At 62.7% G+C, this 25905-nt stretch carries 22 protein-coding genes; 10 read left to right on the forward strand and 12 right to left on the reverse strand.

Going from position 1 to position 25905, the window contains the following annotated elements:
- Positions 1-15: 15 nt before the first annotated feature.
- From TU74_RS01825 to TU74_RS01880, 12 genes are all read right to left on the reverse strand, one after another.
- Entirely contained in the window at positions 16-813 is a 798-nt protein-coding gene (locus TU74_RS01825; protein ID WP_047280735.1) for a CoA-transferase subunit beta, read from the reverse strand.
- A gap of 11 nt (positions 814-824) precedes the next feature.
- Positions 825-1700, reverse strand: coding sequence for a CoA transferase subunit A (locus tag TU74_RS01830; protein WP_047274406.1), 876 nt, complete (start codon positions 1698-1700; stop codon positions 825-827).
- A gap of 10 nt (positions 1701-1710) precedes the next feature.
- Complete coding sequence (locus tag TU74_RS01835; protein WP_047293491.1) at positions 1711-2601, reverse strand: VOC family protein; 891 nt, start codon at positions 2599-2601, stop codon at positions 1711-1713.
- A gap of 153 nt (positions 2602-2754) precedes the next feature.
- Positions 2755-3699 (reverse strand): bifunctional OB-fold nucleic acid binding domain-containing protein/MaoC family dehydratase, encoded by a 945-nt coding sequence (locus TU74_RS01840; RefSeq protein ID WP_048374779.1) that lies wholly within the window; start codon positions 3697-3699, stop codon positions 2755-2757.
- Positions 3700-3704: 5 nt separating this feature from the next.
- Positions 3705-4916, reverse strand: a complete 1212-nt coding sequence (locus tag TU74_RS01845) for a thiolase family protein (protein ID WP_047274400.1) — start codon at positions 4914-4916, stop codon at positions 3705-3707.
- Positions 4917-4989: 73 nt separating this feature from the next.
- Positions 4990-6660: a DUF1302 domain-containing protein gene (locus tag TU74_RS01850; RefSeq protein WP_048374780.1), complete on the reverse strand. Its 1671-nt coding sequence runs from the start codon at positions 6658-6660 to the stop codon at positions 4990-4992.
- Between the two features lie 80 nt (positions 6661-6740).
- Positions 6741-7826, reverse strand: coding sequence for an MBL fold metallo-hydrolase (locus TU74_RS01855; RefSeq protein WP_048374782.1), 1086 nt, complete (start codon positions 7824-7826; stop codon positions 6741-6743).
- The gene (locus TU74_RS01860) at positions 7819-9681 is read right to left on the reverse strand and encodes a long-chain-acyl-CoA synthetase (protein ID WP_047282662.1); all 1863 of its coding nucleotides are present in this window, start codon (positions 9679-9681) and stop codon (positions 7819-7821) included. Before TU74_RS01860 ends, TU74_RS01855 begins: the two co-directional genes overlap by 8 nt.
- Positions 9678-10751 (reverse strand): alkene reductase, encoded by a 1074-nt coding sequence (locus TU74_RS01865; RefSeq protein ID WP_048374785.1) that lies wholly within the window; start codon positions 10749-10751, stop codon positions 9678-9680. Before TU74_RS01865 ends, TU74_RS01860 begins: the two co-directional genes overlap by 4 nt.
- A gap of 9 nt (positions 10752-10760) precedes the next feature.
- Positions 10761-11390: a nuclear transport factor 2 family protein gene (locus tag TU74_RS01870; RefSeq protein ID WP_047274388.1), complete on the reverse strand. Its 630-nt coding sequence runs from the start codon at positions 11388-11390 to the stop codon at positions 10761-10763.
- Positions 11391-11436: 46 nt separating this feature from the next.
- A complete protein-coding gene (locus tag TU74_RS01875) occupies positions 11437-12210 on the reverse strand; it encodes an SDR family NAD(P)-dependent oxidoreductase (RefSeq protein ID WP_048374787.1) in 774 nt (257 codons plus the stop codon).
- A gap of 21 nt (positions 12211-12231) precedes the next feature.
- Positions 12232-12966 carry an SDR family NAD(P)-dependent oxidoreductase gene (locus tag TU74_RS01880; RefSeq protein ID WP_048374788.1) on the reverse strand — a complete coding sequence of 245 codons (735 nt, stop codon included), beginning with the start codon at positions 12964-12966 and terminating at the stop codon, positions 12232-12234.
- A gap of 310 nt (positions 12967-13276) precedes the next feature.
- On the opposite strand from TU74_RS01880, the gene TU74_RS01885 reads away from it, so the two are divergent.
- The 10 genes from TU74_RS01885 to TU74_RS01930 all read left to right on the forward strand — a co-directional run bounded on the left by TU74_RS01885 (position 13277) and on the right by TU74_RS01930 (position 25875).
- Complete coding sequence (locus tag TU74_RS01885; protein ID WP_048374790.1) at positions 13277-14608, forward strand: spinster family MFS transporter; 1332 nt, start codon at positions 13277-13279, stop codon at positions 14606-14608.
- Positions 14609-14625: 17 nt separating this feature from the next.
- Positions 14626-15453: an alpha/beta fold hydrolase gene (locus tag TU74_RS01890; protein WP_048374792.1), complete on the forward strand. Its 828-nt coding sequence runs from the start codon at positions 14626-14628 to the stop codon at positions 15451-15453.
- 26 nt (positions 15454-15479) lie between these two features.
- A complete protein-coding gene (locus TU74_RS01895; protein ID WP_047293502.1) occupies positions 15480-17609 on the forward strand; it encodes an oxidoreductase in 2130 nt (709 codons plus the stop codon).
- A gap of 613 nt (positions 17610-18222) precedes the next feature.
- A complete protein-coding gene (arnC, locus tag TU74_RS01900; protein ID WP_048374793.1) occupies positions 18223-19236 on the forward strand; it encodes an undecaprenyl-phosphate 4-deoxy-4-formamido-L-arabinose transferase in 1014 nt (337 codons plus the stop codon).
- Positions 19233-21224, forward strand: a complete 1992-nt coding sequence (gene arnA / locus TU74_RS01905; protein ID WP_048374795.1) for a bifunctional UDP-4-amino-4-deoxy-L-arabinose formyltransferase/UDP-glucuronic acid oxidase ArnA — start codon at positions 19233-19235, stop codon at positions 21222-21224. Before arnC ends, arnA begins: the two co-directional genes overlap by 4 nt.
- The gene (gene arnD, locus TU74_RS01910; RefSeq protein ID WP_048374797.1) at positions 21224-22108 is read left to right on the forward strand and encodes a 4-deoxy-4-formamido-L-arabinose-phosphoundecaprenol deformylase; all 885 of its coding nucleotides are present in this window, start codon (positions 21224-21226) and stop codon (positions 22106-22108) included. Before arnA ends, arnD begins: the two co-directional genes overlap by 1 nt.
- Complete coding sequence (gene arnT / locus TU74_RS01915; RefSeq protein WP_048374799.1) at positions 22105-23757, forward strand: lipid IV(A) 4-amino-4-deoxy-L-arabinosyltransferase; 1653 nt, start codon at positions 22105-22107, stop codon at positions 23755-23757. The genes arnD and arnT overlap by 4 nt, the downstream gene beginning before the upstream one ends.
- Positions 23754-24098: a 4-amino-4-deoxy-L-arabinose-phosphoundecaprenol flippase subunit ArnE gene (gene arnE / locus TU74_RS01920; RefSeq protein WP_047276589.1), complete on the forward strand. Its 345-nt coding sequence runs from the start codon at positions 23754-23756 to the stop codon at positions 24096-24098. The genes arnT and arnE overlap by 4 nt, the downstream gene beginning before the upstream one ends.
- The gene (arnF, locus tag TU74_RS01925; protein ID WP_048374802.1) at positions 24095-24502 is read left to right on the forward strand and encodes a 4-amino-4-deoxy-L-arabinose-phosphoundecaprenol flippase subunit ArnF; all 408 of its coding nucleotides are present in this window, start codon (positions 24095-24097) and stop codon (positions 24500-24502) included. The genes arnE and arnF overlap by 4 nt, the downstream gene beginning before the upstream one ends.
- Positions 24499-25875 carry a UDP-glucose dehydrogenase family protein gene (locus TU74_RS01930; RefSeq protein ID WP_048374804.1) on the forward strand — a complete coding sequence of 459 codons (1377 nt, stop codon included), beginning with the start codon at positions 24499-24501 and terminating at the stop codon, positions 25873-25875. Before arnF ends, TU74_RS01930 begins: the two co-directional genes overlap by 4 nt.
- Positions 25876-25905 lie beyond the last annotated feature (30 nt).

Below are 25905 nucleotides of genomic sequence, written 5' to 3' on the forward strand. Positions count from 1 at the left end.
GAGTGATCCTTGGCGTCAGGCCTGACGGATGCCGGGCGGATTGCCCTTGAGCGCAGCAGCGCGGTAGTCATGGGGGTCGAGCCGGCGGATCAACGCCAACTGCTCGGCGGTCGGGGCCACGGTGGGGTGCAGGTCGGCCGCCTTGAGCAGCGGGAAGCCGGTGTTTTCCTGCACCTGTTCGAAACGCACGCCCGGGTGCAGCGAACGCACCTGCGCGGCCCGCTGTGGGCCGCCGAAATCCATGACGCACAGGTCGGTCACGATCAGGCGGATGTCCATCAGGTCGCGGCGCATGCCCGGTTCCCAACGCGCGTCGTTAAACCCCACGCCCGACACCATGTCCACCTCGCCCCCGACAAACGCCCGGGTGTTGTGGGCGGGGATGAAGAATGAGTTGAGGTGATTGATGCTGTTGCCGGGCAAGCCGCGCACGCCCAGCATCGCCACTTTGGGTGTGTGGTAATCACCGATGCACGACAGGTTGGTCTGACCCCAGCGGTCCACTTGCGTCGGGCCGATCATGGCATGGCGACGACCGCCCCAGACGCATTCGAACACCCGCTCAAATGACAGGTAACCCGAATAGCGCGGCTCAACATCACCGCGAGGGCCCAACGGGATCGGTTCTTCCACCAGAAACGCTTCACTGTCGGTCATCAACAGTTCAGGGCTGTGGGTCATTTTGGCCAGGCTGGCCGCCAGACGCGGGATCACCCCGAGCCCCGAGGCAATCACTTCGCCGTTGCCGCGCCAGGCTTCAGAGGCGGCCACAATCAGCAGTTCAGCCAGGGAAAATTCGCAATCAGCAGACATATTCATGCTCCTTAAAACACGGGCAGCGGCAATGCGCTCAGCCGATCGACACCGCCATTGCTGGCCTGATAAGCGCTTTCGCCGGGGGTCACGAACTCGGCCACATAGGCGGCCCAGCCACCGTCTTGGGCCGCGCTGGCGCTGTAGCGCTTCAAGTGACTCAAGTCCCAGCCGTAATCGGACGGGCACGAGGTCGGGTGCGCACCAAAGGGCGCGTGCACCACACCCGTCACCAGATAACGTTCAAACGTGTTGAACCGCGCCTGCTGCGCGTCCAGGCTCAGGCGCTCTTCGAGCCGTTCGCACGAGACAAAACACTGTTTGGCGGCACGGGCATACAAGTGGTCGAAGTACGGGTCAGGCCCGGTCACCAAGGTGTTGCCCAGGCGGTCGGCCACGTTGACGTGCAAGAACGCGATGTCGAGGTTCAGGGCAGGCATGGCCAGCATCACTTCGCCATCGTCATAGGGCGATTGCACCTGTTTGATCTCGGGGTTGAGCCGCGTGACATCGGTGGCCAGGCCGCAGCGGGTCGGCAAGAACGGCAGGCGCATGCCCGCCGCCCGCAGCCCCCATTGCAACATGCCCTCGTCAAGTTCCATCAGTTGCAACCCGCCCGCTTCGCGCGCCTTGCGAAAGTGGGCTTCCAGCGGGATGGCGTCCAGGGTGGCAAAGCCAAACACCAGTTTCTTGACCTTGCCCGCGGCGCAGAGCATCCCGACTTCGGGGCCACCATAGGCGACCACGGTCAGGTCCTTGACGTCCGAGCGCAGGATTTCACGCACGATGGCCATCGGCTTGCGCCGTGGGCCCCAACCGCCGAACCCGATGGTCATGCCATCGCGTAATTGGCCGACCACATCGGCCGCTGTCATTTGCTTGTTCATCTCACGCTCCTTACTGCTGGCCGACTGAAAAGTCGTGCCCCCAGAGGCTGACCCGGGTGAATTCGAAGGCGCTGTGCGCCTGCCAGTCCACCAGCAGGCCGCCATAGCCGTACTCAAGGTCAAAACCCGACGGGGTTTTCATGTAAAAAGAGGTCATCCGGTCATTCAGGTGCTGGCCCAGCGTGGCCGACAACGGCACGTCATGGGCCAGGCGCCGGTCGTGGGCGCGGCCGACTTCGGTCATGTTGTCGACCTCGACCATGACGTGCACACAGCCCGATGGCACCGGGTACTCCGCCAGCGCCAAACTGTGATGGCGGCTGTTTTTGCAATGCAGAAAGTGAATCCGGATCGGCGGCGCCGAAGGGTCGGGCCGGAAGTTGAAGATGTCCGACAGCTCAAACCCGAGCACGTCCTTGGCAAAGGCCAGGGTCGCATCGAAGTTCGGCGCGGGCAGCACCGTGTGGCCCAGGCCCATGTCACCGGTGATAAAGCGCGGCACGCCTTGAGGCGACACAAAAGGCTGGCAATCGGAACGATGGCCCCAGCTCAACTCGTGGCGATTGCCTGACGGGTCGGTGACGTGGACCAGCGCTTGCACGCCCCGTTGTTCGCACTGCTCGGCACTGCCCTGACGCCAGCTGACATCGGCCTGATTGAGGGTGGCGATGGCGGCGTTGAACGCCGCTTCGTTGCCCAGCTCCCAGCCGGACGCCACATAACGCGCCTCGTCACCGGGCACGATCAGCATGCGAAACGGACGCTCGTCCATCTTCACGTACAGCCCGCCCGAGGGGGCTGGCGTCACCATCATGCCCAGCACATCCTCGGCATAACGCTGCCACGCAACGGGATCGGGGGACTGTGCAACGAAGTAGCTCAAACCGCGAATGTCGATCATGCCTGCTCCTCAACGCCTGTCTGTAGTGGCTGAGGGGAGTATGGGAAGGAAGGGAGCGGGGATCATCGTCCGTTGAGACTAACGGGCGCCGAGGGGGGCGTCGTTGCCCGGCACACAGGCTGCGCGCCGGGCAATGACGACGGTGCAAGAGGTTTACATGTACAGGATCACCAGCTCGTTGATGACCGAGGGCCGCTCGTTGCCCAGTACATGGGTATTGAGTTCAAGGGTGAGTTGGGTGCCACTTTTGACCTTCTCCACCTTCTTGACCCGCGCCCGCGCATGAATGGTGGCCCCGGCGGGCACCGGCGACGGGAAGCGCAAGCGGTCCGATCCGTAATTGACCATATTGCTGAACCCGGTGATCTCGTAACCCAGGTTCAGGTGCATCCGCGATTGCAGGATCTGCACCAGCGCGCCGTGGGCAATGGTGCCGCCGAACGGGCTCTGTTTGCGCGCCCGCTCCGGGTCGGTGTGAATCCAGTAATCATCGCCGGACAACTGCGCAAAGGCGTCAATCAGCGCCTGATCGACAATCACCTGATTGCTCCACGGGCTGAACGTTTCGCTGACCAACCCCTGCAAGGCTGCGTCATCGCTCAGCGCGATCTGGCGCACCGCGGCACGGGCCGGTTCCACAGGCGCAGGCTGCTCGACGCCAGGCCGTTGCCTGAGCCCGGCCGCGTCCTTGTCCACGCCGGTAAAGCGCAGCAGGCGATTGCCCTGGGCGTCCACTTCTGCAAACACCGGCCGCAGGCGCATGCCGATGCTGACTTCAGACGCCTCCAGCCCCACCAGGTTGGTGTTCATGCGTACGCCCTGATCCAGCTCGACCACGGCCAGCATCTGCGGCATTTCGTCAGCGAAATCCGGCAGCGTCGGGATGCGGGTCACGGTAAAGCTGTACAGGGTGGCCTCGCCGCTGACTTCCCGCCAGCTCAGGTCGTGGGCCAGGCACGCCGGGCAATGCCGACGCGGGTAAAACACCCACTGGCCGCACGGGTTGCACTGTTGTATCAGCACGCGCTCGGCTTTGAGACCTTCCCAGAACGGCGCGGAAATTTCGGTCGGCACGGGCATTGGTTTGTTATTGGACATTGGATTCATGCTCCCTGAAGTATCAGCGCGCCCTGCTCGCTCATCACACCGCCGGTGCCTGAGACGTAGACGGTGTCACAGCGTTTGAGTTGTCGCTCACCCGCCGCCCCGGCGATTTGCGTAACGGCCTCGATCACCTGGCTCATGCCGCCCGCCGACCCGGCCTGACCGAAACTCAACTGGCCGCCATGGGTGTTCATGGGGAAGTCGCCGCGCCAGGTCAAATCATGTTCGCGCACAAAATTCATGCCCTCGCCCTTGCCGCAGAAACCGGCATCTTCGAGGGTCAACAGCGCGGTGATGGTGTAGCAGTCGTAGATTTGCGCGGCGTCCACGTCCCCGGGTTTAAGCCCGGCCATGTTGAACGCCCGCTGCGACGCCGGGCCGATCGGGGTATGGACCATGTCTTGGGCGTAGGACGGCGACTTGAATGCCAAGTGTTCACCGAACCCGGTGATAAACGAGGGCCGCTTGCGAGCCCGGGCCGCGACTTCTTTGGACGCAATAATCATCGCGGCGCCACCGGCCACCGGCATGACGATCTCCAGCACGTGCAGCGGATCGGCAACCTTTTTGCTCGCCAGCACCTGCTCGATGGTCAGCGGCTGGCCATAAAACATCGCCTGCGGGTTGTATTGCGCATTGGTGCGTTGGTCTACCGCGATCTTGGCCAACGCCCGCGGGTCGTACCCGTATTGCGCGCCATAGCGCTGGGCGATCATGGCGTAACCGGTGTTTTGACCCATGTGGCCATAGGGCAAATCGAACTCTGCTTCGGGCGCCCCAAATGCCGTGCTGTGGCCGCCAAAGCGCATGGCCCGGGCCATCCAGCTTGGGTCTTCGTCCGGGCCCATGGGCGCCATGCGCGCCGGCAGCACGCACAACACCGCCTGACACAACCCCAACTCAATGGCCGCGGCGGCGCGCCACACCATGCCCACCGAGGTGCAGCCGCCCAAGTCCACCACTTCAGCGAAGTTCAGTTTGAGCCCCAGGTATTCGGCCGCCATGGCGGGCACGAACACCGACGCCTCATGAAACTGCGGGCCGTTGATCACCAGCCCGTCAAGGTCACTGGCCTGTAGCCCTGCGTCCCGCAAGGCCTGGGCCGCCAGGTCCGCCACTTGCTCCAGGTGGAACATGCGTGGGGCCGTGGCGTATTTTTCCGGTTTGTACTGCGCGCTGCCGACAATGGCCGCATGACCTTTAAGACCCATGGGTTTCTCTCTTTATGTCGAATGCTGGGCCCTGCCCACGCTGCGCGATGCAGCGAGGACAGGGACGAAGGGCTCAGAACGTGTATTTCATCGAGAACGTCGCGTAATCACGGTCGGCCAGCGGCCGCTTGATCGGGTCCGGCTCACCCAGGTACGCGGTGTATTTGAAGGCCACTTCCAGATTGCTCAAGTATTTGAACGTGGTGCCCGCGCTCAGGCGTCGATCCCCTGCCACCCCGGCGATGGTGCCGGACATCGGCGCCGCGCCGCTGAACACATCGGAGTAGGTGAACGGCACTTCCAGGTCCCAACCATTGAACACGCCCGGGTAGCTGAACGAGGCGCCCACGGTGTATGCGCTGGAGGAGCGTGTGCGCCAGGCCGAACCGGTTTTGTAGGTGTAGTCATTGGACGGCTGCACGGCCCCGGCATAGCGCGGGTCCAGCGGTAAACCCAACAGGTTCGGCGCACCGGACACATCGTCCACGTCATCCACACGCACGGTGACGATTTCGCCGGTCAGGGTGGTCTGGCTGGCCCACGGCCGGTCTCCGAGAATGCGCATGGCCGACACTTGCAGTTGCTGGCCCTTGCCACGGGTCGGCACCGGCCCCAGCCCGGTGTTGACCATCACCGGCGCGCCGTCGCGGTACGACCACTCGGCGCCGACCTGGGTATCGCCGATTTTGGTGGTGGCGCTGATCCCGGTCAGTTTGATGTCTTCAAAGTATTTGATCCGGTAGCCGTTGCTGGTGTACGCGTACTGGCCGTTGTTGATCGGCAGCGGGTCATAGCCGATCAGCGCCGTGGCCGGGTTTTTATCGTGGTACACCACATGGAACAGCGACATTTCCAGCTCGGGCAGCGGCCGGAAACGGATCTGCGCGCCCCACTGGCCGCTGTCGCGCGGATCGTCGGTGCCGTTGTAAGGCACCTTGGCGCCCCCGGCGCCGTACAAAAACTCACGGCCCGGCCCGATCACGTCGGAGGTCGACAGGTAGCTGCCCACCGGTGGCAGTTCGGTGCCTTTCCACTCGTACTGCACATAGCCGCCGAGGGTCAGCACGGGGTTGATCCGGTACGAGGCCGACACCTGCCCGACCGGCAGCAACACTTCCTTGACCTCCACCCCCGGTTGCGCGGCCTTGACCGCGTCGGACGGGTTCTGCACGCCATTCACGCCGGGGTAATACAGGCTCTCGCCCCAGGATTCGATATGCCGCCCGGCCTTGACGTCGAGCATGGTGTCGTTCTCAAACCGCCAGCCGCCAAACACGTAGGCGTCCAGCAGCCGCGTGCGCCCGCCACTGTAAGTGCGGGTGTCGCTGGTGAACGTGTCATTGCTGCCATATTTGTTGACGGTACTCGGGGAGTCGTTGTCGTTGTGGCGGTGGTACACATCGTCATAGAACGTACTGGCCCGCACCACGGCACCGTAGTTGTCTTTGCGCAGGATCATCTCGCCCAGCGCGCCGATCCGGTTGGTGGTCAGGCTATGCTGGTCGAAGTTGCGGTTCGGGTCATCCGCGTTAATGCCCATCAAGCGATCGCTGGGGGCGCCCAGGCGCATGCCGATGCCATAACTGGTGGTCACCGACCAATCCAGGGTCGCGCCATTGTCAAACTCGATGGTCTCACCGGCCCACAACGGGCTGGCGAACAACGCGACGGCGGCGGCCAGGCCTGTGACCTGAACCGTGTGCGGGCGCAGCCCCGGACATTTATTGTTGTTTTTATTAATCACACTGCCTCTCCTGATTCGCGACACGCGGCCGCATCGATGGGTTCAAGCGTCATTGCGTGGGTTGGCGCATACGGCCCCGCTCAGTGCAGCGCGAGCGGGTTAAACGTCGAATCTCCTGTCCGGGCACGCCGGTAACGGTGCAATCCTTCTTGTTCTTCACGTACAAGCTTGCCCTCGGCCATCAGGTAGTTGGCGTGCGCCAGCGTCTCACCCAGGGCCATCAACTCGTCAAAACGGCCCGACAGTTTTTTGAACAGCACGCCCATCATCTCCAGCCCCGAACACGGCTGAGCGCAGGCATCGAGCAGCTGTTGCAAATGGTTGTGGTGGTGGTCGCGCAACTGATCGAGCCGCGCATGCAGGTTGAAAAACGGTCGCTCATGGGCAGGCAGCACCAGCACGCTGTCGGGAATCACCCGCAGCCGCTCAATGGAGTCGAGCCAGTCCTGCAACGGGTTGGCACCCGGCTCGGTGACGTGCACCGCCACGGTCGAGGTAATGCGCGGCAACACCTGATCGCCGGAAATCAGCAACCCGTCCTCGGCGCTGTACAGGCAGGCATGCTCAGGTGAATGGCCGTTGCCCATTACCACTTGCCAGTTGCGCCCGCCAATGCGCAGTTCGCTGCCGTGCTGCAACCGGACGAAACCGGCCGCGAGCTGCGGGCGAAAATGCTCGCTCTGAATCAACGGCAGCAGCGCGGCCGTTTGCTCGGCACTGAAACCGGCCTTTTGGTAGAAATCGAGAAACGCCCAGTCCGGGGTCGTGGCCCTGGGCGGGCCGTGGTGCAACGCGTCGAACTCCCCCAGGGTCATCAACACCGGGCAGCGGAAGCGCTCGGCCAGCCACCCCACCACGCCCGTGTGATCGCTGTGAAAATGCGTACAGATCACCGCCTTGAGCGGCAGGCCCGCCATCGCTCCGGCAAACACCTGCGCCCACACCTCACGGCATTGCGGGGTGTTGAGCCCGGTGTCCACCGCCACCCAGCCCTCGCCATGGCGCAGCAAATACAGGTTGATATGGTCCAGTCCGAACGGCAGCGGCATGCGCAGCCACAGCACGCCTTCGGCCACCGTCTGCACCTGACCGTTGGCAGGCGGGTGCGGCCACGGGTAGCGCAGCCCGTCGCGCCATTCATGCCCCCGGGCGTCGACGTCATTCATGGTCGCTGCTCACGAACGGCGGCAATCCCGCGCGCGCCAGCACCTGCAACGAATACGGCTGGTAGGTGCCGCTGCTGTCGTCACGCACAAACAAAGGGTCGGCAAACAGGCACGGCGCATAGCCCTGGCGCTGCAAATCCACCTTGCGCAATTTGAAGGTGCTGGTCAGGTCGGCCGCTGCCGAAACCCGCACAAAGACGGGCGCCGCATAGCGCGGCAAACGTGCTTCGGTCAGGTCGTAAAACGCCTGCGGATCAAAACAATGCCCGTCTTGCATCAGAATGGCGGCCATCCCGGCCCGCCCTTCGTGCTCGGGCACTTGCACGCCGTAGACGTTGATCAACTCAAGCCCCGGCAAATCGCTCAGGGTGTCGGCCACTTCCAGCGTGGACACGTTTTCACTCTTCCAGCGGAACGTGTCGCCGATGCGGTCAACGAAATAGAAGTAACCGTCGTCGTCATAACGCAACAGATCGCCCGAGCTCCAGTACGCGTCCCCCGGCTCAAACACATCGCGACGGATCTTGCTTTCGGTGGCGTGCGCGCAGGTGTAGCCCTCAAAGCGTCCACCGCCGATCTGCGGATGGTTGACGATAAACCCCATCGCCTCGCCCACTTCGCCCGGCTGGCACAGTTGGTAAAACCCTTGTGCGTCACGCGGGTGGATGTCGTTTTCGATGTCATAGCGCACCAGTCGCAGATTGGTGCGGCTCCAGTCCGGCACCCGGCCGCACGAGCCGACGTAGTTGTCGACGTTGATCAGGTTGGCGTTGGCTTCGGTGGAGCCCCAGCCCTCGAACACCTGAATCGGCCCGAAGCGCTCGATCCAGCGTTGCCAGGAATCAGGCGTCAGTCCCGCGCCGAGCATGTAGCGCAAGCTGTGCTCACGCTCGCCTGCGACCACCGGCCGGTTAAGCAAGTAACGGCAGATTTCTCCGATGTACTGAAAGGTGGTGATGCCGTGCTGACGCACGTCGTGCCAGAACTCACGGACGCTGAATCTGCGCCGCACCACAATGCTCGCCCCGGCCCGCAAAGCCGTAGACGTGACCGAGGTGGCCGCGGCGCCGTGGTACAGCGGCAGGCAGCAATAGAACACGTCCTCACAGGTGGCGCCGAGGGTCACTTCCATCACATCCCCTGACGACAGCCAGCGCATATGGCTGTAACGCGCCGCCTTCGGCAGCCCGGTGGTGCCCGACGTAAAAATCAGCAAGGTGGTGCTTTCGGCCGGGATGCTGGCGCGTCCGTCACGGGGGAACGCCGTGGCCGGTGCGCGCTCCAGTTGCACGGCCAGGCTCTCGTCAACACAGGCCGGTAATGCCGCGTCGCTGGGGTTTTCCGGGTCGCGGATCAACCACCACGGCACGTCAGGCAAGCCGTCGGTGCTCAAGACATTGCCCAGGCATTCTTCACCCACGACCACGGCCTTGGCGGCGGTGGATTCCAGGGCGTGCACCAACGGTTTGCCGCTGACCTGGGTATTGATGAACGCGGCCACTGCGCCGAGCTTGACCAGCCCGAACCAGCTGAAGAAAAACGCCGGACGGTTTTCCATGGCAATCGCACACACATCGCCGGGGCGCAAACCGTTGTCATAAAACACGTGGGCCATGCGATTGGCCTGGGCGTCGACCTGGGCATAGGTGTAGGTCTGGCCCCCGTAAATCAAAAACGGGCGCTCTGCAAAACGCAGCGCCTGCGCTTCAAGGCGGTCGGCCAGGGTGTAGAGGTCCGATGGCTTGATCTGCGCGCTGGCGGCCGCACGCCGGTCCAGCAGGGCCTGGGTGTGTTCGCGCGGCACCGGCTGTTGCAAGGTGGCCAGGGGCGTATGGATATGGGTCATGTCGTTCATGGCGCCACCGCTACTGCACACGGGTAATCGCTATAGCCTTCGGGGCCTGGGGAATACAGGGTCTTGCGCTCGAAAGGCGCCAGCGCCAAGCCGTGGCGCAGGCGATGCACCAAGTCCGGGTTGGCGATAAAGTGCCGCGCAAACGACACCGCTTCGCCCTGCCCGGCGTGCAAGGCAGCTTCTGCACCGGGGCCGTCAAAGCCGTCATTGAGGATCAGTCCGCTGCTGCAATAGCGTTGCGCCAGGGCAAAGGCATCCAGGGTCGGCAAGGGCGAACGCATGATGTGCACATAGGCCAGGTCCAGCGGCTCGGCGGCGCTGCACAAGGCCTCAGCCGTGGCCTGGGGGTCGTCATCGCTGATGTCGTTGAACGGGTTGCCCGGGCACAAGCGCAGCCCGACGCGCCCGGCACCGATCGCCGACGCCATGACCGCCAGCACCTCGGCCGGGAACCGCACGCGGTTTTCCACACAGCCGCCGTAGCGGTCTTCACGCCGGTTGCTGCCCGATGCCATGAACTGCATCGGCAGGTAACCACTGGTGCAATGCAACTCAACGCCGTCAAACCCGGCTTCGCGGGCATTCAGGGCGGCCTGCCGGTATTCCTCGATCACCTGGGCGATGTCCTGCAACGACAACGCTTGCGGTTCGTCGGTATCGACCAGCCCCGCCACGTCGGTGAACAACTGGGTGCGGGCCCGCAACGCCGAAGGCGCGACGGTGGACGCCCCGGCGGGTTTGTTGTGCGCGCTCGCGGCCCGGCCCACGTGCATCAGTTGCAAGACGATCAGGCCGCCCTCGGCGTGCACGGCCTCGGTCACGGCTTTCCAGGCGGCAATCTGTTGCGGGGTGTAAATCGCCGGGGTGCGGCAATAGCCCAGGCCACTGGCCGACGGCGCGGTGCCTTCGGCAATGATCAGTCCGGCAGACGCACGCTGGCGGTAATACTCGACCATCTCAGGCGTTGGCACCGCGTTGGCATCGGCGCGGCTGCGGGTCATCGGCGCCATCACGATGCGGTTGGCCAACTGCAACTCACCCAAACGCACAGGCTCAAACAAAATGCTCATGGCAGCTCCTCAGCGCACGCGAATCGACGGTGCGCCAGCCCCACGGCGCAGGGTGGCAAGAAAGTGTTCCAGGGGCGCGGCAGCGGCCACTTCGGGCAACTGATCCTTGTCGGGGCGGTTGGCCCAAAAGTCGTTCCAGGACGGAAACAAATCATGGAAGGTGCCGGCGTAGGGTTCGCGCCCCGGCCAGCGCATTTTTTGCGAGCCGATCGGCGGCTTGTTCAAATCGCTGGCGTACCAGTAGCACGGCAGGCGACGGCGGAAATACCAGCGCCCCTGCATGCGTTCGTAGTCATCCCAATACAGCATTTGCATGGTCACCCACTCGGGGCCGGTTTCATGCTCGTTCTTGGAATACACCACGCCAATGGCATGATCGGCGTCGGTGAATTCAATCAGGTGCTGGCCCAGATGGTGGGAGGTGCCCTGAAACTGATGGCGCAGCGTGTCATCGACCCACGCTTTGAGGTGCGCCCGCCCGGTTTTCTCGCGCCCGACGCGAATGTCTTCGGCAAACAGATTGACGTGCGCATCAAGGTCGCGCATGTCCAGCGACAACGAATATTTGCCGGCCAACTGGCGAATTTCTTCGATCGACTCCAGCCGGTCGAGACGGGCGAGCAAGGCGTTCTGTTCCATAAGCGGTGTCCTTCAAACGATCTTTAAAAACGGTTGCCCGGTGGGGCTATTCCAGAACCGTGTACAGCTCGCTGCTGCGCCCGCCATCAACCGGCAGACTCGCGCCGGTGATGTACGACGCCTCGTCGCTGGCCAGGAACAAAATGGCGTTGGCCACCTCGCGGGGTTGGCCGACACGTTTGAGCGGAATGAGTTTTTCGGTGTTGTGGCGGGTCTTGTCGTCGGTGAGCATGCCGCCGGTGGCTGGTGTTTGCACCACGCCCGGAATCACCACGTTGCAGCGAATGTTGTGGCTGGCGCCTTCACTGGCCGCCGCGCGGCTGAAGTTAATCACCGCCGCCTTGGCCGCTGAATAACCGGCCATCCACGGCGTGCCGAACACCCCGCAGATCGACGCAATATTGATGATCGAACCGCTGCCCTGCGCACGCATCAGGCCCATGGCGGTGCGTGTACCCCAGAACGTACCGTCCACGGTGGTGGAAAAGTTGGAGTGCCAGTCAGCGGTCGAGGTGCTGTCAATCGCGCCCCAGCTGTAGGCCATCGCGTTGTTGACCAGAATGTCCAACCGCCCGTTGCGCGCGGCCGCGGCCTCAATGGCCGCCACAAAGGCGGCTTCCTGACTCACGTCCGCCACGGCGCATTCGGCGCGACCACCGGCATCGCGCACCTGCGCGGCGACGGCTTCAAGCGGTTCGATCCGGCGCCCGCAAAGCACGACCAGCGCGCCCTCCTCGGCAAACCGCAACGCGGTGGCCGCGCCAATGCCTGAACCGGCGCCAGTGATCAATGCAACTTTGCCTTGTAAACGACTGCCCATGACCTGCTCCTCAATCCGCTGTTAGATGAACGCCATGCCGCCGTTGACCGCGAGGTTTTGCCCGGTGATGAAACTGGCGTCATCGCTGGCCAAAAATGCGGCGACCCGGGCAATTTCTTCGGTTTCACCCATGCGCCCCAGCGGGATGGCCTTGAGCATGCTGTGCATCCAGTCGTCCGGGATGTCCGCCATCATTGGCGTGTTGGTCGGGCCGGGGACGATGGTGTTCACGCGAATACCCTGGCCTGCCAGTTCACGGGCCATGCTGCGGGTCAGGCCCATTACCCCGGCCTTGGCCGCGCAGTAATGGCTAGGCCCTTCGCCGGTAATGGCGGCGGTGCTGGAAATGTTGATCACCACGCCCGGCGTTGCGGCCTTGAGCATCAGCTTCACCGCCTCGCGGCTGCAAAAAAACGGGCCGGTCAGGTTGACGCCGATGACGCGCTGCCAATGTTCGTCAGGGGTGTCGGCGAAGGCATCGATGGAGCCGATACCGGCGTTGTTCACCAGCACATCAAAACGGCCGAAGCGGGCATACACCGCCGCCATGGCGGTGGCGACCGAGTCGCTGTCTGCCACGTTGCAGTCCACGGCCATGGCGTTGTCGCTCAGCCCTTCGATGGTCTGGCGCGCTGCCTCAAGGTTGATGTCGGCGGCTACCACATGGGCGCCCTGTTCGGCAAAGTGGCGCACGATGGCGCGCCCCATGCCTTGGCCTGCGCCGGTTACAAATGCCACTTTATTGATCAGCTTCATACGTTTCTCCCGCTTGCCAGAGTGCTGCCCGACTGCAGCGCGGAACGGCTGACGGCGGGATTGGGGAGCAATCATTGACTGCAGGCCAGCGCGCAACATCGTCCGATGGGACTAACCCCGAGTTCGGCGGGTTCACAACGACGTGACGGGGTTCGCAGCCTTGGGCATCGACTCCGGGCAAGCTGGCATGGCAGGCCGCACAGACACGCAAACAGCCTGCGCGCCGAAGGTGGTCTGAACGGACGATGCTGTTTTCGACCTGCCTGTGAAATAACCCTTCCCACTAGAACAAAAACCGGGAGAACCCGCCGTGAGCACACCCTTGCGCCCCACCTGGCGAACGCATTACGCATTAGGCGTACTGGCCGCCATTTACGTCTTCAACTACATCGACCGCTTGCTGATGGCGATTCTGATCGAACCGGTGAAAGCCGAATTCGGCATTTCCGACACCGGCATCGGCCTGCTGTCGGGCGTCACATTCGCGGTGTTCTACACCCTGTTCGGCTTCCCCCTTGGGCGCCTGTCCGACCGGGTCGGGCGTAAATCGGTGATTGCCTTCAGCTGCATCGCCTGGAGTGTGATGACAATGTTCTGCGGCCTCGCGGCCAGCTTCAGCATGCTGGTGCTGGCGCGTATCGGCGTGGCCATTGGCGAGGCAGGGGGCACGGCGCCGTCGATGGCCATGGTGTCGGACTTGTACCCCCCGGAGCGTCGTTCAACCGCCCTCTCGGTGCTGATGCTCGGTTCCAGCCTCGGGGCGATTTTCGGCCTCGGGCTCGGCGGCTGGATCGCTCAGCATTACGGGTGGCGCAATGCCTTTGTGATCATCGGCGCACCGGGGGTGTTTCTCGGCCTGCTGCTGTTGCTCACCGTGCGGGCGCCTAAACCCGCACAGTGGGTCAAACCGGCCGATGTGGTTCAGGACCATTGGGCCGTGACCCTGCGTCAGTTGTTTGAAATGCCCTCGTTTGTGTGGATTGTGCTCACGGGTGGCTCGGCGGCCATCGCGGGTTACGCCATCGGCACCTGGAGCCCAAGCTTTTTGATTCGCTCCCATGGCCTGAGCCTGCAAGACGCCGGTTTGCTGGCCGGGGTGGCGGGCGGTGCGGGCGCCACGCTCGGCACCCTGACCTGCGGCGTGTTGTGCGACCGCCTGGCACGCCGCGACAAGGGCTGGCAAATCGGGGTGCCGCTGCTGGGCACGCTCATCAGCATTCCCTTCGCACTGGCGTATTTCCTGTGGCCCACCGGCACGGCGTTTTATGTCGGCAACACCCCCGTGCCCACCGCGTTTTTGTTTTATTCGGTGTTCAGCTTCTTCGGCACATGGTGGGCAACCCCGTGCCTAGGCGCCATTTCGCACTTGTTCCCGGCCACGCGACTGGCACAGGCGACGTCGATTTTTGTGATGGCCATGACCCTGTTGGGGGTCGGTGTCGGGCCGTTGCTGATCGGCATGCTCAGTGACGGTTTTGCACACCGTCTGGGCAACGAAGGGCTGCGTTATGCCCTCGCCTCATGCGTGTCGTTGCTGGTCCTGGCGTCGGTGTTCCTGGCCCTGGCCTTGCCCCGCTACCGCAATCAATTGATCCATCCGACCCCTGCCGCCGCGCCTTTGGCCAAAGCGGTCACAGCCTGATTTTTGGAGATTGAGTCATGACCGAACAAGACCTGCCCCTGCCGACTGGGCATTTCGTCACGCTGGACAGTGGCCTGCGCCTGCACTTTCTGGATGAAGGCAGCGGCCCGGTGGTGCTGTGGTTGCATGGCAGCGGCCCGGGAGCCAGCGGTTTCAGCAACTTCAAAGGCAATTACCCGGCGTTCGCAGCCGCTGGCTTTCGCAATCTGGTGGTGGACTTGCCGGGCTTCGGCCGCTCCGACAAGCCAGAAGACGTGCAGTACAACCTGGATTTTTTCGTCACCGCCCTGTCGGGGTTTCTCAAGGCGGTCGGGGTTACCCGCGCCACCGTGCTCGGCAACTCGTTAGGCGGCGCGATTGCCCTGGGCCTGGCGCTGGCTGAACCGCACCGCGTTGAAAAGCTGATCCTGATGGCACCCGGCGGCGTTGAAGAGCGGGAAACCTACTTCAAGATGATCGGCATCCAGCGCATGGTCGAGCTGTACAACGCAGGCCCGCTGGACATCGAGCACATGCGCCGGATCATGAGCCTGCAACTGTTTGACAGCTCGCAGCTGGACGACAAGCTGCTGGCCGAACGCGTGGCCGTGGCCGCGCACCAGCCGCGCAACTTGTTCAGCACGATGATGGTGCCGAACATGACCCAGCAACTTGAAGCCATACAGGCCCCGATTCTGGGGTTCTGGGGCACCGACGATAACTTCAACCCGGCGAGCGGGGCCTTCAAGGTGCTGCAACATGCGCCGAATGCGCGCTTCACCCTGCTCAATCGCTGTGGCCATTGGGTGCAGGTTGAACACCGGGAACTGTTCAATAAAACGTGCCTGGCGTTTTTGAACGAATAAACCCACCTGCTTGGACTGACCTGACAATGACAACATTCCCTCAGTTACTGGCACCCGGTCGCATCGGTTCACTGACGTTGCGCAACCGCATCATCATGGCGCCCATGGGCTCCAATTTCGCAGAAGCCGATGGCCATTGCGGCGAACGCATTCAGGCCTATTACGAAGCGCGTGCCCGTGGCGGCGCCGGGCTGCTGATCATGGGCGTGTGTTCGGTGGCCTTCCCTGCTGGCACCGCCGAGCCTTATCAGGTGGGCGTGTCCAGCGATGCGTTCTTGCCGGGGCTGAGCCGGCTGGCCGAACGGGTCCACCAACACGGCGCCAAGATCGCCATGCAGTTGCAACACGCGGGCAAGACCTCGGTGCGGGACATGGCCGAAGGTCGCCAGCTGTGGGTGCCCTCGGTGCCGCCGGTGTTGCACAGCGACATGATGGCCGCCCTGACCCCCGAAGAACTGGCCAACTTTGTCAGCTCGATGAAGCGTCGCGCTGAAGGCTCCCCGATCCGGGTCATGGACCGCGCCGACATCGCACAAATGACCGAATGGTTCGCCAGCGCCGCCGAGCGCGCCAAACGGGCGGGTTTTGACGGCGTGGAACTGCATGCCGCCCATGGCTACATCATTGCCGGGTTCCTGTCGGGGTATTACAACCAACGCGACGACGAGTACGGCGGCCCGCTGGAAAACCGCGCCCGCTTGCTGCTGGAGATCATCGCAGCGGTGCGCGCCAGGGTCGGTGCCGAATTCGCGCTGTGGCTGCGGCTCGATGCCCAGGAGCTGCACACCCCCGGCGGTATTGATCTGGAGGACGCCAAAGCGGTGGCGCGCATGGCCCAAGCGGCAGGCGTGGACGCGGTGAGTGTGTCGGCCAGCGCCCGCATCACCAGCGGCGAAGTGTTCACCGAAGCGCCGCTGGTGCATCAGCCAAGCGGCTTTATGGAATGGACCGCGGCCCTCAAGCGCAGCGTGGACGTGCCGGTGATTGCCGTCGGGCGCATCGAACCCGAGGCCGCAGAGGCCGCCTTGAAGCGTGGCGACTGCGATTTCATCGCCATGGCCCGCAAACTGCTGGCCGACCCCGACTTGCCTAACAAGCTGCTCAACAACCAACAAAACACCATCCGCCCGTGCATTTATTGCTACGTGTGCGTGAGCCAGATTTTCGTCAACGAGCGGGTCAAATGCGCGGTCAACCCCATGACCGGGCACGAGTTCGAGTACGTCATCACGCCGTGCGAGCAGCCCAAACATATCGTGGTGGTCGGCGCTGGCCCGGCCGGTATGGAGGCGGCGCGGGTGGCCAGTGCCCGGGGGCACCGCGTGACCTTGCTGGAACGCAGCGACCGCCTCGGTGGCACGCTGTTTTTTGCGGGTCTGGCGTATGCCGAAAACGCCCGTTTGTTGGACAACCTGCGTGCGCAGCTCGAACGTTCGGCGGTGGATATTCGCCTCAATACCCAAGCGTCCCCGGCGCTGTTGCGGGATCTGGCAGCCGATCAGGTGCTGGTGGCCGTGGGGGCCGAGCGGGCCGCACCGTCGATTCCCGGCGCCGATCAGGACCACGTATGGAGCGGCGATGAATTGCGTCGGCTGATGACCGGCGACCGGGCTGAGGAGATTGCCCGGCGCAAACTGTCGTTCGCCCAACGCACCCTGATGAAAGCCGGCAGCCTGGCGGGCGTGACCGACAGCAGCGAAGCGATGCAGAAACTGTCCAGGGTCTGGATGCCGCTGGGCAAGCGCGTGACCATCATCGGCGGCGGGCTGGTGGGGCTGGAGCTGGCAGAGTTCCTGATCGCCCGCGGCCGTCAGGTCTGCGTACTCGAAAGCGGCAGCCACTTGGGCCGGGAACTGGCCATTGTGCGGCGCTGGCGTGTGCTGCATGAAATCCGCGCCCATGGCGGTGAGCTGATCACCGGGGCCAGCGTGACGTCGATCGACGGGCGCGCGGTCCACTATCAATTGGCGGATGGCCAACCTGGCACAAGCCCCGCAGACTCGGTGGTCCTGGCCATTGGCGCGCAACCCGACACCCGCCTGCTCGACGCATTGACCCATGCCGGGTTGCCGGCGCGCAGCATCGGCGACTGCCAGAATATGGGTTATATCGAAGGGGCCATCCGTGCCGGGCATCAAGCCGGGCGGGATGCCTGAAACTGACACGGGCGCTTTTTTCGCAGCGCCATGGGCTGACCTGCCCATCAAGCAGCGGCCCCTGAGCACGGATGCTCGCCACCACGCCCCCGACAGCGCTCAGTGGCGCTTTCCAAGGCCCACAGCTGGAGGGGTTTGAACTAACCCCTGCCCACAGCGTCCATCCATGTGATCCGATTCACATACCCGCAGGTGGACGCTATTTTTTTAAAACCGTTAATGCCGTCTTAAACGTTGTTAACTGACTTAGCGTGCCGGGCATTTAAATCCCTCATGAACACGCCCGGCATTTAAACGCCTAAAACTCAAACACCCCACGCTAACTTCGCACGCGGTAATTACTTTCCTGAATAGCACCTGTCTGCCTGATGGAAACAGGTTCTGTTGATCTGTCTTTCATAGGTTTTTCACAAAAGTGCGTTTACCGTATGCGCTACCCGAACCCAACCGCGCCAAGAGTTCGTAGGTAAATCATGTAGATAACGCCGTTGAGGGCTTTACCTTTGTCCGCAATAGGCTTTAATCCCTGTGGGTGTTATGTGCAGTGCCCGTGTGTGCGTGTTGAGTTAAGACTTGCCGTCTTGTGCCATTGAAACTGACTGGAACGAATACTTTGAAACCCTACCCCATCCAGTGTGTGTCTATCGTCATTCCGGTCTACAACGAAGAACAAAGTTTGCCTGAGTTGTTGCGTCGTACTGAAGCGGCGTGTGCGCAACTGTCGCAACCCTATGAAATTGTGCTGGTGGATGACGGCAGCCGCGATGAATCGGCCAGCATTCTCCAGGAAGCGGCCGAGCGCGAAGGCAGCCCCGTGGTGGCGGTGATTTTGAACCGCAACTATGGCCAGCACGCCGCAATCATGGCCGGTTTCGAACACTCCAGAGGTGATGTCGTTATCACGCTGGACGCCGACCTGCAAAACCCGCCCGAAGAAATCCCGCGCCTGGTGGCTCAGGCCGCGCTGGGCTACGACGTGGTCGGCACCGTGCGCAACAACCGTCAGGACTCAGCCTGGCGCCGCTGGCCGTCACGCCTGATCAACCTGGCCGTGCAGCGCTCCACCGGGGTTGCCATGAGTGACTACGGCTGCATGTTGCGCGCCTATCGCCGTACCATCGTCGACGCCATGCTGGCGTGCCGCGAACGCAGCACGTTCATTCCGATTCTGGCCAACAGCTTCGCGCGGCACACCACTGAAGTGCTGGTCGAACATGCCGAGCGCGAGCACGGCGATTCCAAGTACAGCCCCATGCGCCTGATCAACCTGATGTTCGATCTGGTGACCTGCATGACCACCACGCCGTTGCGCCTGCTGAGCATCATCGGCTTCAGCATGGCTTTGCTGGGCGGGCTGTTCGCCATCCTGCTGATCGTGTTGCGCCTGATCTTTGGGGCGACCTGGGCCGGTGACGGCACGTTCGTCCTGTTTGCGGTGCTGTTTGTGTTCACCGGCGGACAGTTCATTGGCATGGGCCTGCTGGGTGAATACCTGGGCCGCATGTACAGCGATGTGCGGGCCCGGCCACGCTTCTTTATCGAAAAAATCGTGCGCGCCGAGCCGGCCAAGGCTGACGTTTCGACGCCCCCTTCTTCTATTTCCACCTCGACACAGGTCCAATCATGAGTTTGAAAGCCGTAGTTTTCGCCTATCACGATATTGGCTGCACCGGCATCGATGCTTTGCTCAACGCCGGGTATGAAATCGCAGCGGTGTTCACCCATGCTGACGACCCGAAGGAAAACAACTTTTACGGTTCGGTTGCGCAGCTGTGCGCGCGCAAAGGCATCCCGGTGCATGCCCCGGAAGACGCCAACCACCCGTTGTGGGTCGAGCGCATTCGCAAACTGAACGCCGATTACCTCTTCTCGTTCTACTACCGCCATTTGCTGGGCGAAGAACTGCTCGCCAGCGTCAGCCAGGGCGCCTTCAACCTGCATGGCTCGTTGCTGCCGCGCTACCGTGGCCGCGCCCCGGCCAACTGGGTGCTGGTCAACGGTGAAACCGAGACCGGCGTCACCCTGCACCGCATGGTCAAACGCGCGGATGCCGGTGCCATTCTGGCCCAGCAACGGGTCAGCATCGAACGCAGCGACACCGCGCTGAGCCTGCACGCCAAACTGCGCGAAAGCGCGGCAGCCTTGTTGGCCGAAACCTTGCCCCTGCTGCCGGAAGGCAAGCTGACCGAAACCCCGCAAGACGAATCCAAAGCCACGTACTTCGGGCGTCGCACCGCCGCTGATGGCCTGCTGCAATGGGCGCGTCCGGCTGAAGAACTGTTCAATCTGGTGCGGGCGGTGACGCAACCGTATCCGGGCGCGTTCTGCGCCGTGGGCGAGCACAAACTGATTGTCTGGGCCGCCGAGGTGATGCCGGGCAATGCAGGGCTGGCGCCGGGCCACGTCATCAGCTGTGAGCCCCTGCGCATCGCCTGCGGCAAAGACTCGCTGGTCATCATCGCCGGTCAACGCAACGCCGACGGCCTGTACCTGAGCGGCCCGCAACTGGCCCGCGAACTGGGTCTGGTGGACGGCTCGCGCCTGCGCGGCAGTGAGTCCGGGCGCCCTGCCCGCCGCACCCGCGTGCTGATCCTCGGGGTCAACGGGTTTATCGGTAACCACCTGTCCGAGCGCCTGCTGCAAGACGACCGCTACGAAGTGTATGGCCTGGACATTGGCTCCGACGCCATTGACCGCCTGCGCAGCCACCCGAACTTCCACTTTGTGGAAGGCGACATCAGCATCCACACCGAGTGGATCGAGTACCACATCAAAAAATGCGACGTGGTCTTGCCGCTGGTGGCCATCGCCACGCCGATCGAGTACACCCGTAACCCGCTGCGGGTGTTCGAGCTCGACTTCGAGGAAAACCTCAAGCTCGTGCGCTACTGCGTCAAATACAACAAGCGGGTGATTTTCCCGTCGACGTCCGAAGTGTATGGCATGTGCCAAGACAAGAATTTCGACGAAGACACCTCCAACCTGATCGTCGGCCCGATCAACAAGCAGCGCTGGATCTACTCGGTGTCCAAGCAGTTGCTCGACCGAGTGATTTGGGCTTATGGCCAGAAAGGCCTGAAATTCACCCTGTTCCGTCCGTTCAACTGGATGGGCCCGCGTCTGGACCGTCTGGATTCGGCACGGGTGGGCAGCTCGCGCGCGATTACCCAACTGATTTTGCATCTGGTGGAAGGCACGCCGATCCGTCTGGTGGATGGCGGTGAGCAAAAGCGTTGCTTCACCGACGTGGCCGACGGCATCGAAGCGCTGGCGCGCATCATCGAGAACCGCGACGGCAAATGCGACGGCCAGATCATCAACATCGGCAACCCGGAAAACGAAGCCAGCATCCGTCAACTGGGCGAAGAGTTACTGCGTCAGTTCGAAGCCCACCCGCTGCGCGACAACTTCCCGCCGTTCGCCGGTTTCCGCGACGTTGAGAGCCAGTCGTTCTACGGCACCGGTTATCAGGACGTCAGCCACCGCAAACCGAGCGTTGAAAACGCCCGTCGCCTGATCGACTGGACACCGACCACCGAACTGAGCGCAACCATTGGCAAGACTCTGGACTTCTTCCTGCGTGAAGCCATGGTAGAAATCGCGGAAAAACGCTAATGCAAGCAGGCCTGCGTATCGACGTCGACACGTACCGCGGAACCCGAGAAGGGGTTCCGCAACTGCTCGAACTGCTGGATGAAGCTCAAATCAAAGCCACGTTTTTCTTCAGCGTGGGGCCGGATAACATGGGCCGCCATCTGTGGCGGCTGATCAAGCCCCAGTTCTTCTGGAAAATGATGCGTTCCAAAGCCGCCAGCCTGTATGGCTGGGACATTTTGCTGGCGGGCACCGCCTGGCCGGGCAAGCCGATTGGCAAGGAGCTGGGGCACCTGATGCGCCAGACCCTGGCCGCGGGCCATGAAGTGGGCCTGCACGCGTGGGATCACCACGGCTGGCAAGCCAACGCCGGGCGTTGGTCGCAGGCGCAATTGATCGAGCAGATCCGCCGGGGTGTCGACACCCTGAGCGACATCACCGGCCAGGCGGTCGAGTGTTCGGCCGCCGCGGGCTGGCGCGCCGATGAACGCGTGGTCGAGGCCAAGCAGGCCTTTGGCTTTCGTTACAACAGTGATTGCCGCGGGCACAGCCTGTTCCGGCCTCGTCTGGCCGATGGCCAGTTGGGCACGCCGCAAATCCCTGTGGACTTACCAACCTTCGATGAAGTCGTGGGGCCGCACCTGAGCGCGGCCGACTTCAACGCCTACATTCTTGAACGCTTCAGCCCGCACACGCTGAATGCCTACACCATCCATGCAGAAGTAGAAGGGATTCTTATGGCAAACGACTTCCGGCAACTGCTGGCGCAGGCACGCGCCCGCGACATTCATTTCCAGCCCTTGCGCGCGCTGTTACCGAGCGATCCCGACAGCATCCCCACCGGGCAATTGAGCCGTGGCGTGCTGGAAGGCCGTGAAGGCTGGCTGGGAGTGCAGCAACCATGACCCTCAATCGCTGGGCAATCCCGTTGCTGATACTGGCGTTTGTCGCGTTCTATCTAGTGCCGCTGGGCACCCACGGCCTGTGGATCCCGGACGAATCCCGGTATGCGCAAATCGGTCAGCAGATCCTGATTGATGGCAATTGGGTCACGCCGCATTTCATGGACTTGCGCTACTTCGAAAAACCCATCGCCGGTTACTGGATGATCGCCCTCGGCCAGGCCATTTTTGGCGAAAACCTGTTTGGCGTGCGCATTGCGTCGGCGCTGGCCACCGGCCTCAGCGTGTTGCTGGCCTACTGCGTGGCACGGCGCCTGTGGAACGACCCACGCAAGAGCGTGGCCTGCGCGTTGATCTACATGACGTTCGGCTTGATCGCGGGGCAAGCGGGTTACGCCAACCTCGATCCGCAATTCACCTTCTGGGTCAACCTGAGCCTGGTGGCGCTGTGGTTTGCCGTGGACAGCCGCAGCGGGCGCGAGCGCGTCATCAGCTGGGCCGTGTTGGGCTTTGCGTGCGGCATGGGCTTCATGACCAAGGGTTTTCTGGCGTTTTTGCTGCCGGTGCTGATCGCCCTGCCCTACATGATCTGGCAGAAACGCTTTGTCGAAATGGTCAAGTTCGGCCTGCTGGCCATGCTGGTGGCGGCGCTGGTGTCACTGCCCTGGGTGCTGGCGGTGCATGCCCAGGAACCGGACTACTGGCGTTTTTTCTTTTGGCATGAACACATTCGCCGTTTTGCCGGTGAGGATGCGCAACACGGCCGTCCGTGGTGGTTCTACCTGCCGCTGCTGGTGGTTTCCAGTTTGCCGTGGGCCGCTTTGCTGCCCGTGACCTTCAAGGATGCCTGGCATAACAGGCGCAACGTCAAGGTGGTGTTTGTACTGCTGTGGATGCTGCTGCCGCTGGCCCTGTTCAGCCTGAGCAAAGGCAAACTGCCGACCTACATCATGCCGTGCATGCTGCCGCTGGCATTGCTGCTGGGTCACGCACTGATGCAACGCGTGGAGCATGCGCAAACCGGCGCCTTGCGCACCAATGCACTGGTCAACCTGTTGCTGGCAGGGGTGGGTCTGGTGGCGTTGATCTACTTCCAAATCAAAAAGCCTTTCTACGACAACGAACCGCTGCACATGACCCTGCTGGTGATCGTGCTGCTGACCTGGATCGTCGCCGGTGCCGTGCAACTGTGGCGCCCGCTCTCGCTGTGGGCGGCGCCGGCCCTGAGCATGGGCGCGCTGGTTCTGTTGCTGCCGGCGGCCATGCCCAGCAGCGTGGTGCACAACAAAATGCCCGACCAGTTCGTGCTGGAACACATCGAGGAACTGACGCCGGCCACTTCATTGCTCAGCAACGACCTGGGCGCGGCCTCGGCGCTGGCCTGGCGCCTGCGCCGTCCGGATGTGACGTTGTACAACACCCAGGGCGAAGTGAAATACGGCCTGACCTACGACGACGCCCAAGGCAAAAGCATCGGCCTGGCCGAGGTCGGTCCATGGCTCAGTGCCGCCCGCCTCAAAGGCCCCGTAGGTGTGGTAATGCGGGTAAAAAACAGCGATGAAAGCCATGAAATGGACATGCTGCCCAACGATGCCAAGCGCTACGACGAAGGCAACATGGTGATTCTGATCTTCCCGCAGAGCGCGCCATGACCCTTGTGTTGTTGCTCATGGCCTGTGTGCTGACCTGCGCGGGCCAGATCGCACAGAAATATGCAGTCGAAGGCTGGCGCGGGGTGGACGCAGGCATTGCCGCCAAGCTGCGCTCGCCCTGGTTGTGGCTGGCGTTGCTGTGCCTCGGGCTGGGCCTGCTGGTGTGGTTGTTGGTCCTGCAACGCCTGGAGGTCGGGGTGGCCTACCCGATGCTCAGCCTGAACTTTGTGCTGATTACCCTGGTGGCGCGTTACCTGTTCAAGGAACACATCGACCTGCGCCACTGGTGTGGCGTGGGGCTGGTGATCGCCGGTGTGGCACTGCTGGGGCAACACGCATGAGCTTGCGCCGTGGATTCACCTTTGCCAGCGCCAGTGTAGTACTGGTCAGCAGCGCCCAATTGGGCATGCGCTGGAGCATGACGCGCTTGCCGGAGCCGACCCACTGGCTGGACGCGCTGCGTCATGGCGAGGTCTCGCTGGCCGCAGTGGCCGTGGTCAGTGGCGCCATCGTGGCGTACGCGCTGTCGATGCTGTGCTGGTTGCTGGCGTTGCGCGACCTGCCGCTGGGTCGCGCGTACTCGTTACTGAGCATCAGCTATGCCTTGGTGTACCTGCTGGCCGCCAGCCTGCCGATGTTCCATGAAAGTTTCACGTTTTCAAAAACCCTGGGCGTGACGCTGGTCATTCTCGGCGTGCTCACCATCAACTCTCGACGTCCCCCAAGTTCCAGGAACTGCGCATGAAAATCAGTGTATTCGGTAGTGGTTATGTAGGCCTGGTGCAGGCGACGGTGTTGGCGGAAGTCGGTCACGATGTGATCTGCATGGACATCGATCAACACAAGGTCGAGTTGTTGCAGCAAGGCCACGTCAGCATCTTTGAACCGGGGCTCAGCGCTCTGGTGCGCGAGAACCTCGACAGCAAGCGCCTGCGGTTCACCAGTGATGAAAAGCTGGCCGTGGAGCACGGTCAGGTGCTGTTTATTGCCGTCGGCACCCCGCCCAGCGAAGACGGTTCGGCTGACCTGAGCGCGGTGTTTTGCGTGGGCGATGCCGTGGCCCGTCACCGCGAAGAGCCGGTGATTCTGGTGGAGAAATCCACCGTCCCCGTGGGCACCGGCGACGCGCTGACCCTGCACCTCAATAACGCCCTGAAACAGAGTGGCCGCACGCTGCGATTTGACGTGGTGTCCAATCCCGAGTTTCTCAAGGAAGGCTCAGCCGTTTCCGATTGCCGCCGCCCGGACCGCATCATCATTGGCTGCGAACGCGAAGAGGTGCGCGAGGTCATGCGTGACCTGTATGCCCCGTTCAACCGCAACCATGACCGCATCATGTTTATGGACCTGCGCAGTGCCGAGCTGACCAAATACGCCGCTAACTGCATGCTGGCCACCAAGATCAGCTTCATTAACCAGATCGCCGAGCTGGCCGAACACTTGGGGGCCGACATCGAGGCTGTGCGCCTGGGCATCGGGGCCGATACACGCATCGGTTATCACTTTATCTACCCCGGCTGCGGCTACGGCGGCTCATGCTTTCCCAAAGACATGCGGGCGCTGATCCAGAGCGCCAAGCAAGCCAACTGCTCCAGCGACTTGTTGCAAGCCGTCGAAGCCATCAACGAGCGGCAAAAGCACAAGCTGTTCGAGCGCATCCGCGCCTTCTTCAACGGCGATCTGGCCGGGAAGACGTTTGCCTTGTGGGGCCTTGCGTTCAAACCCAACACCGACGACATGCGTGACGCGCCAAGCCGCGTGCTGATGGAGGCGTTGTGGGCTGCGGGCGCGCATGTTCGCGCTTTCGACCCGGAAGCCATGCAAGAAACCCAGCGGCTGTATGGGGACGAGCCGCGCCTGAGCCTGATGGGCACGCCGGAGTCCACCCTGACCGGGGCCGACGCCCTGATCGTGTGCACCGAGTGGCAGCAGTTCAAAGCACCGGATGTTGAGCTGATCAAACAGCGCCTCAAAACCCCGGTGATTTTCGACGGGCGCAACCTGTACGACGGTGAGCGGTTGGCCAAAGCCGGCCTGCAGTATTTCCCGATGGGGCGTGGCGAATCCTGCAACTTGCCGGTTTCGCCCGGCACCATGCCGTCGGCTGTACGCCTTTAAGGCGCCTGCAACGCCGCCATTGGCAACAGT

Source organism: Pseudomonas lundensis, from assembly GCF_001042985.1.
In the GTDB taxonomy this organism is placed as follows: domain Bacteria; phylum Pseudomonadota; class Gammaproteobacteria; order Pseudomonadales; family Pseudomonadaceae; genus Aquipseudomonas; species Aquipseudomonas lundensis.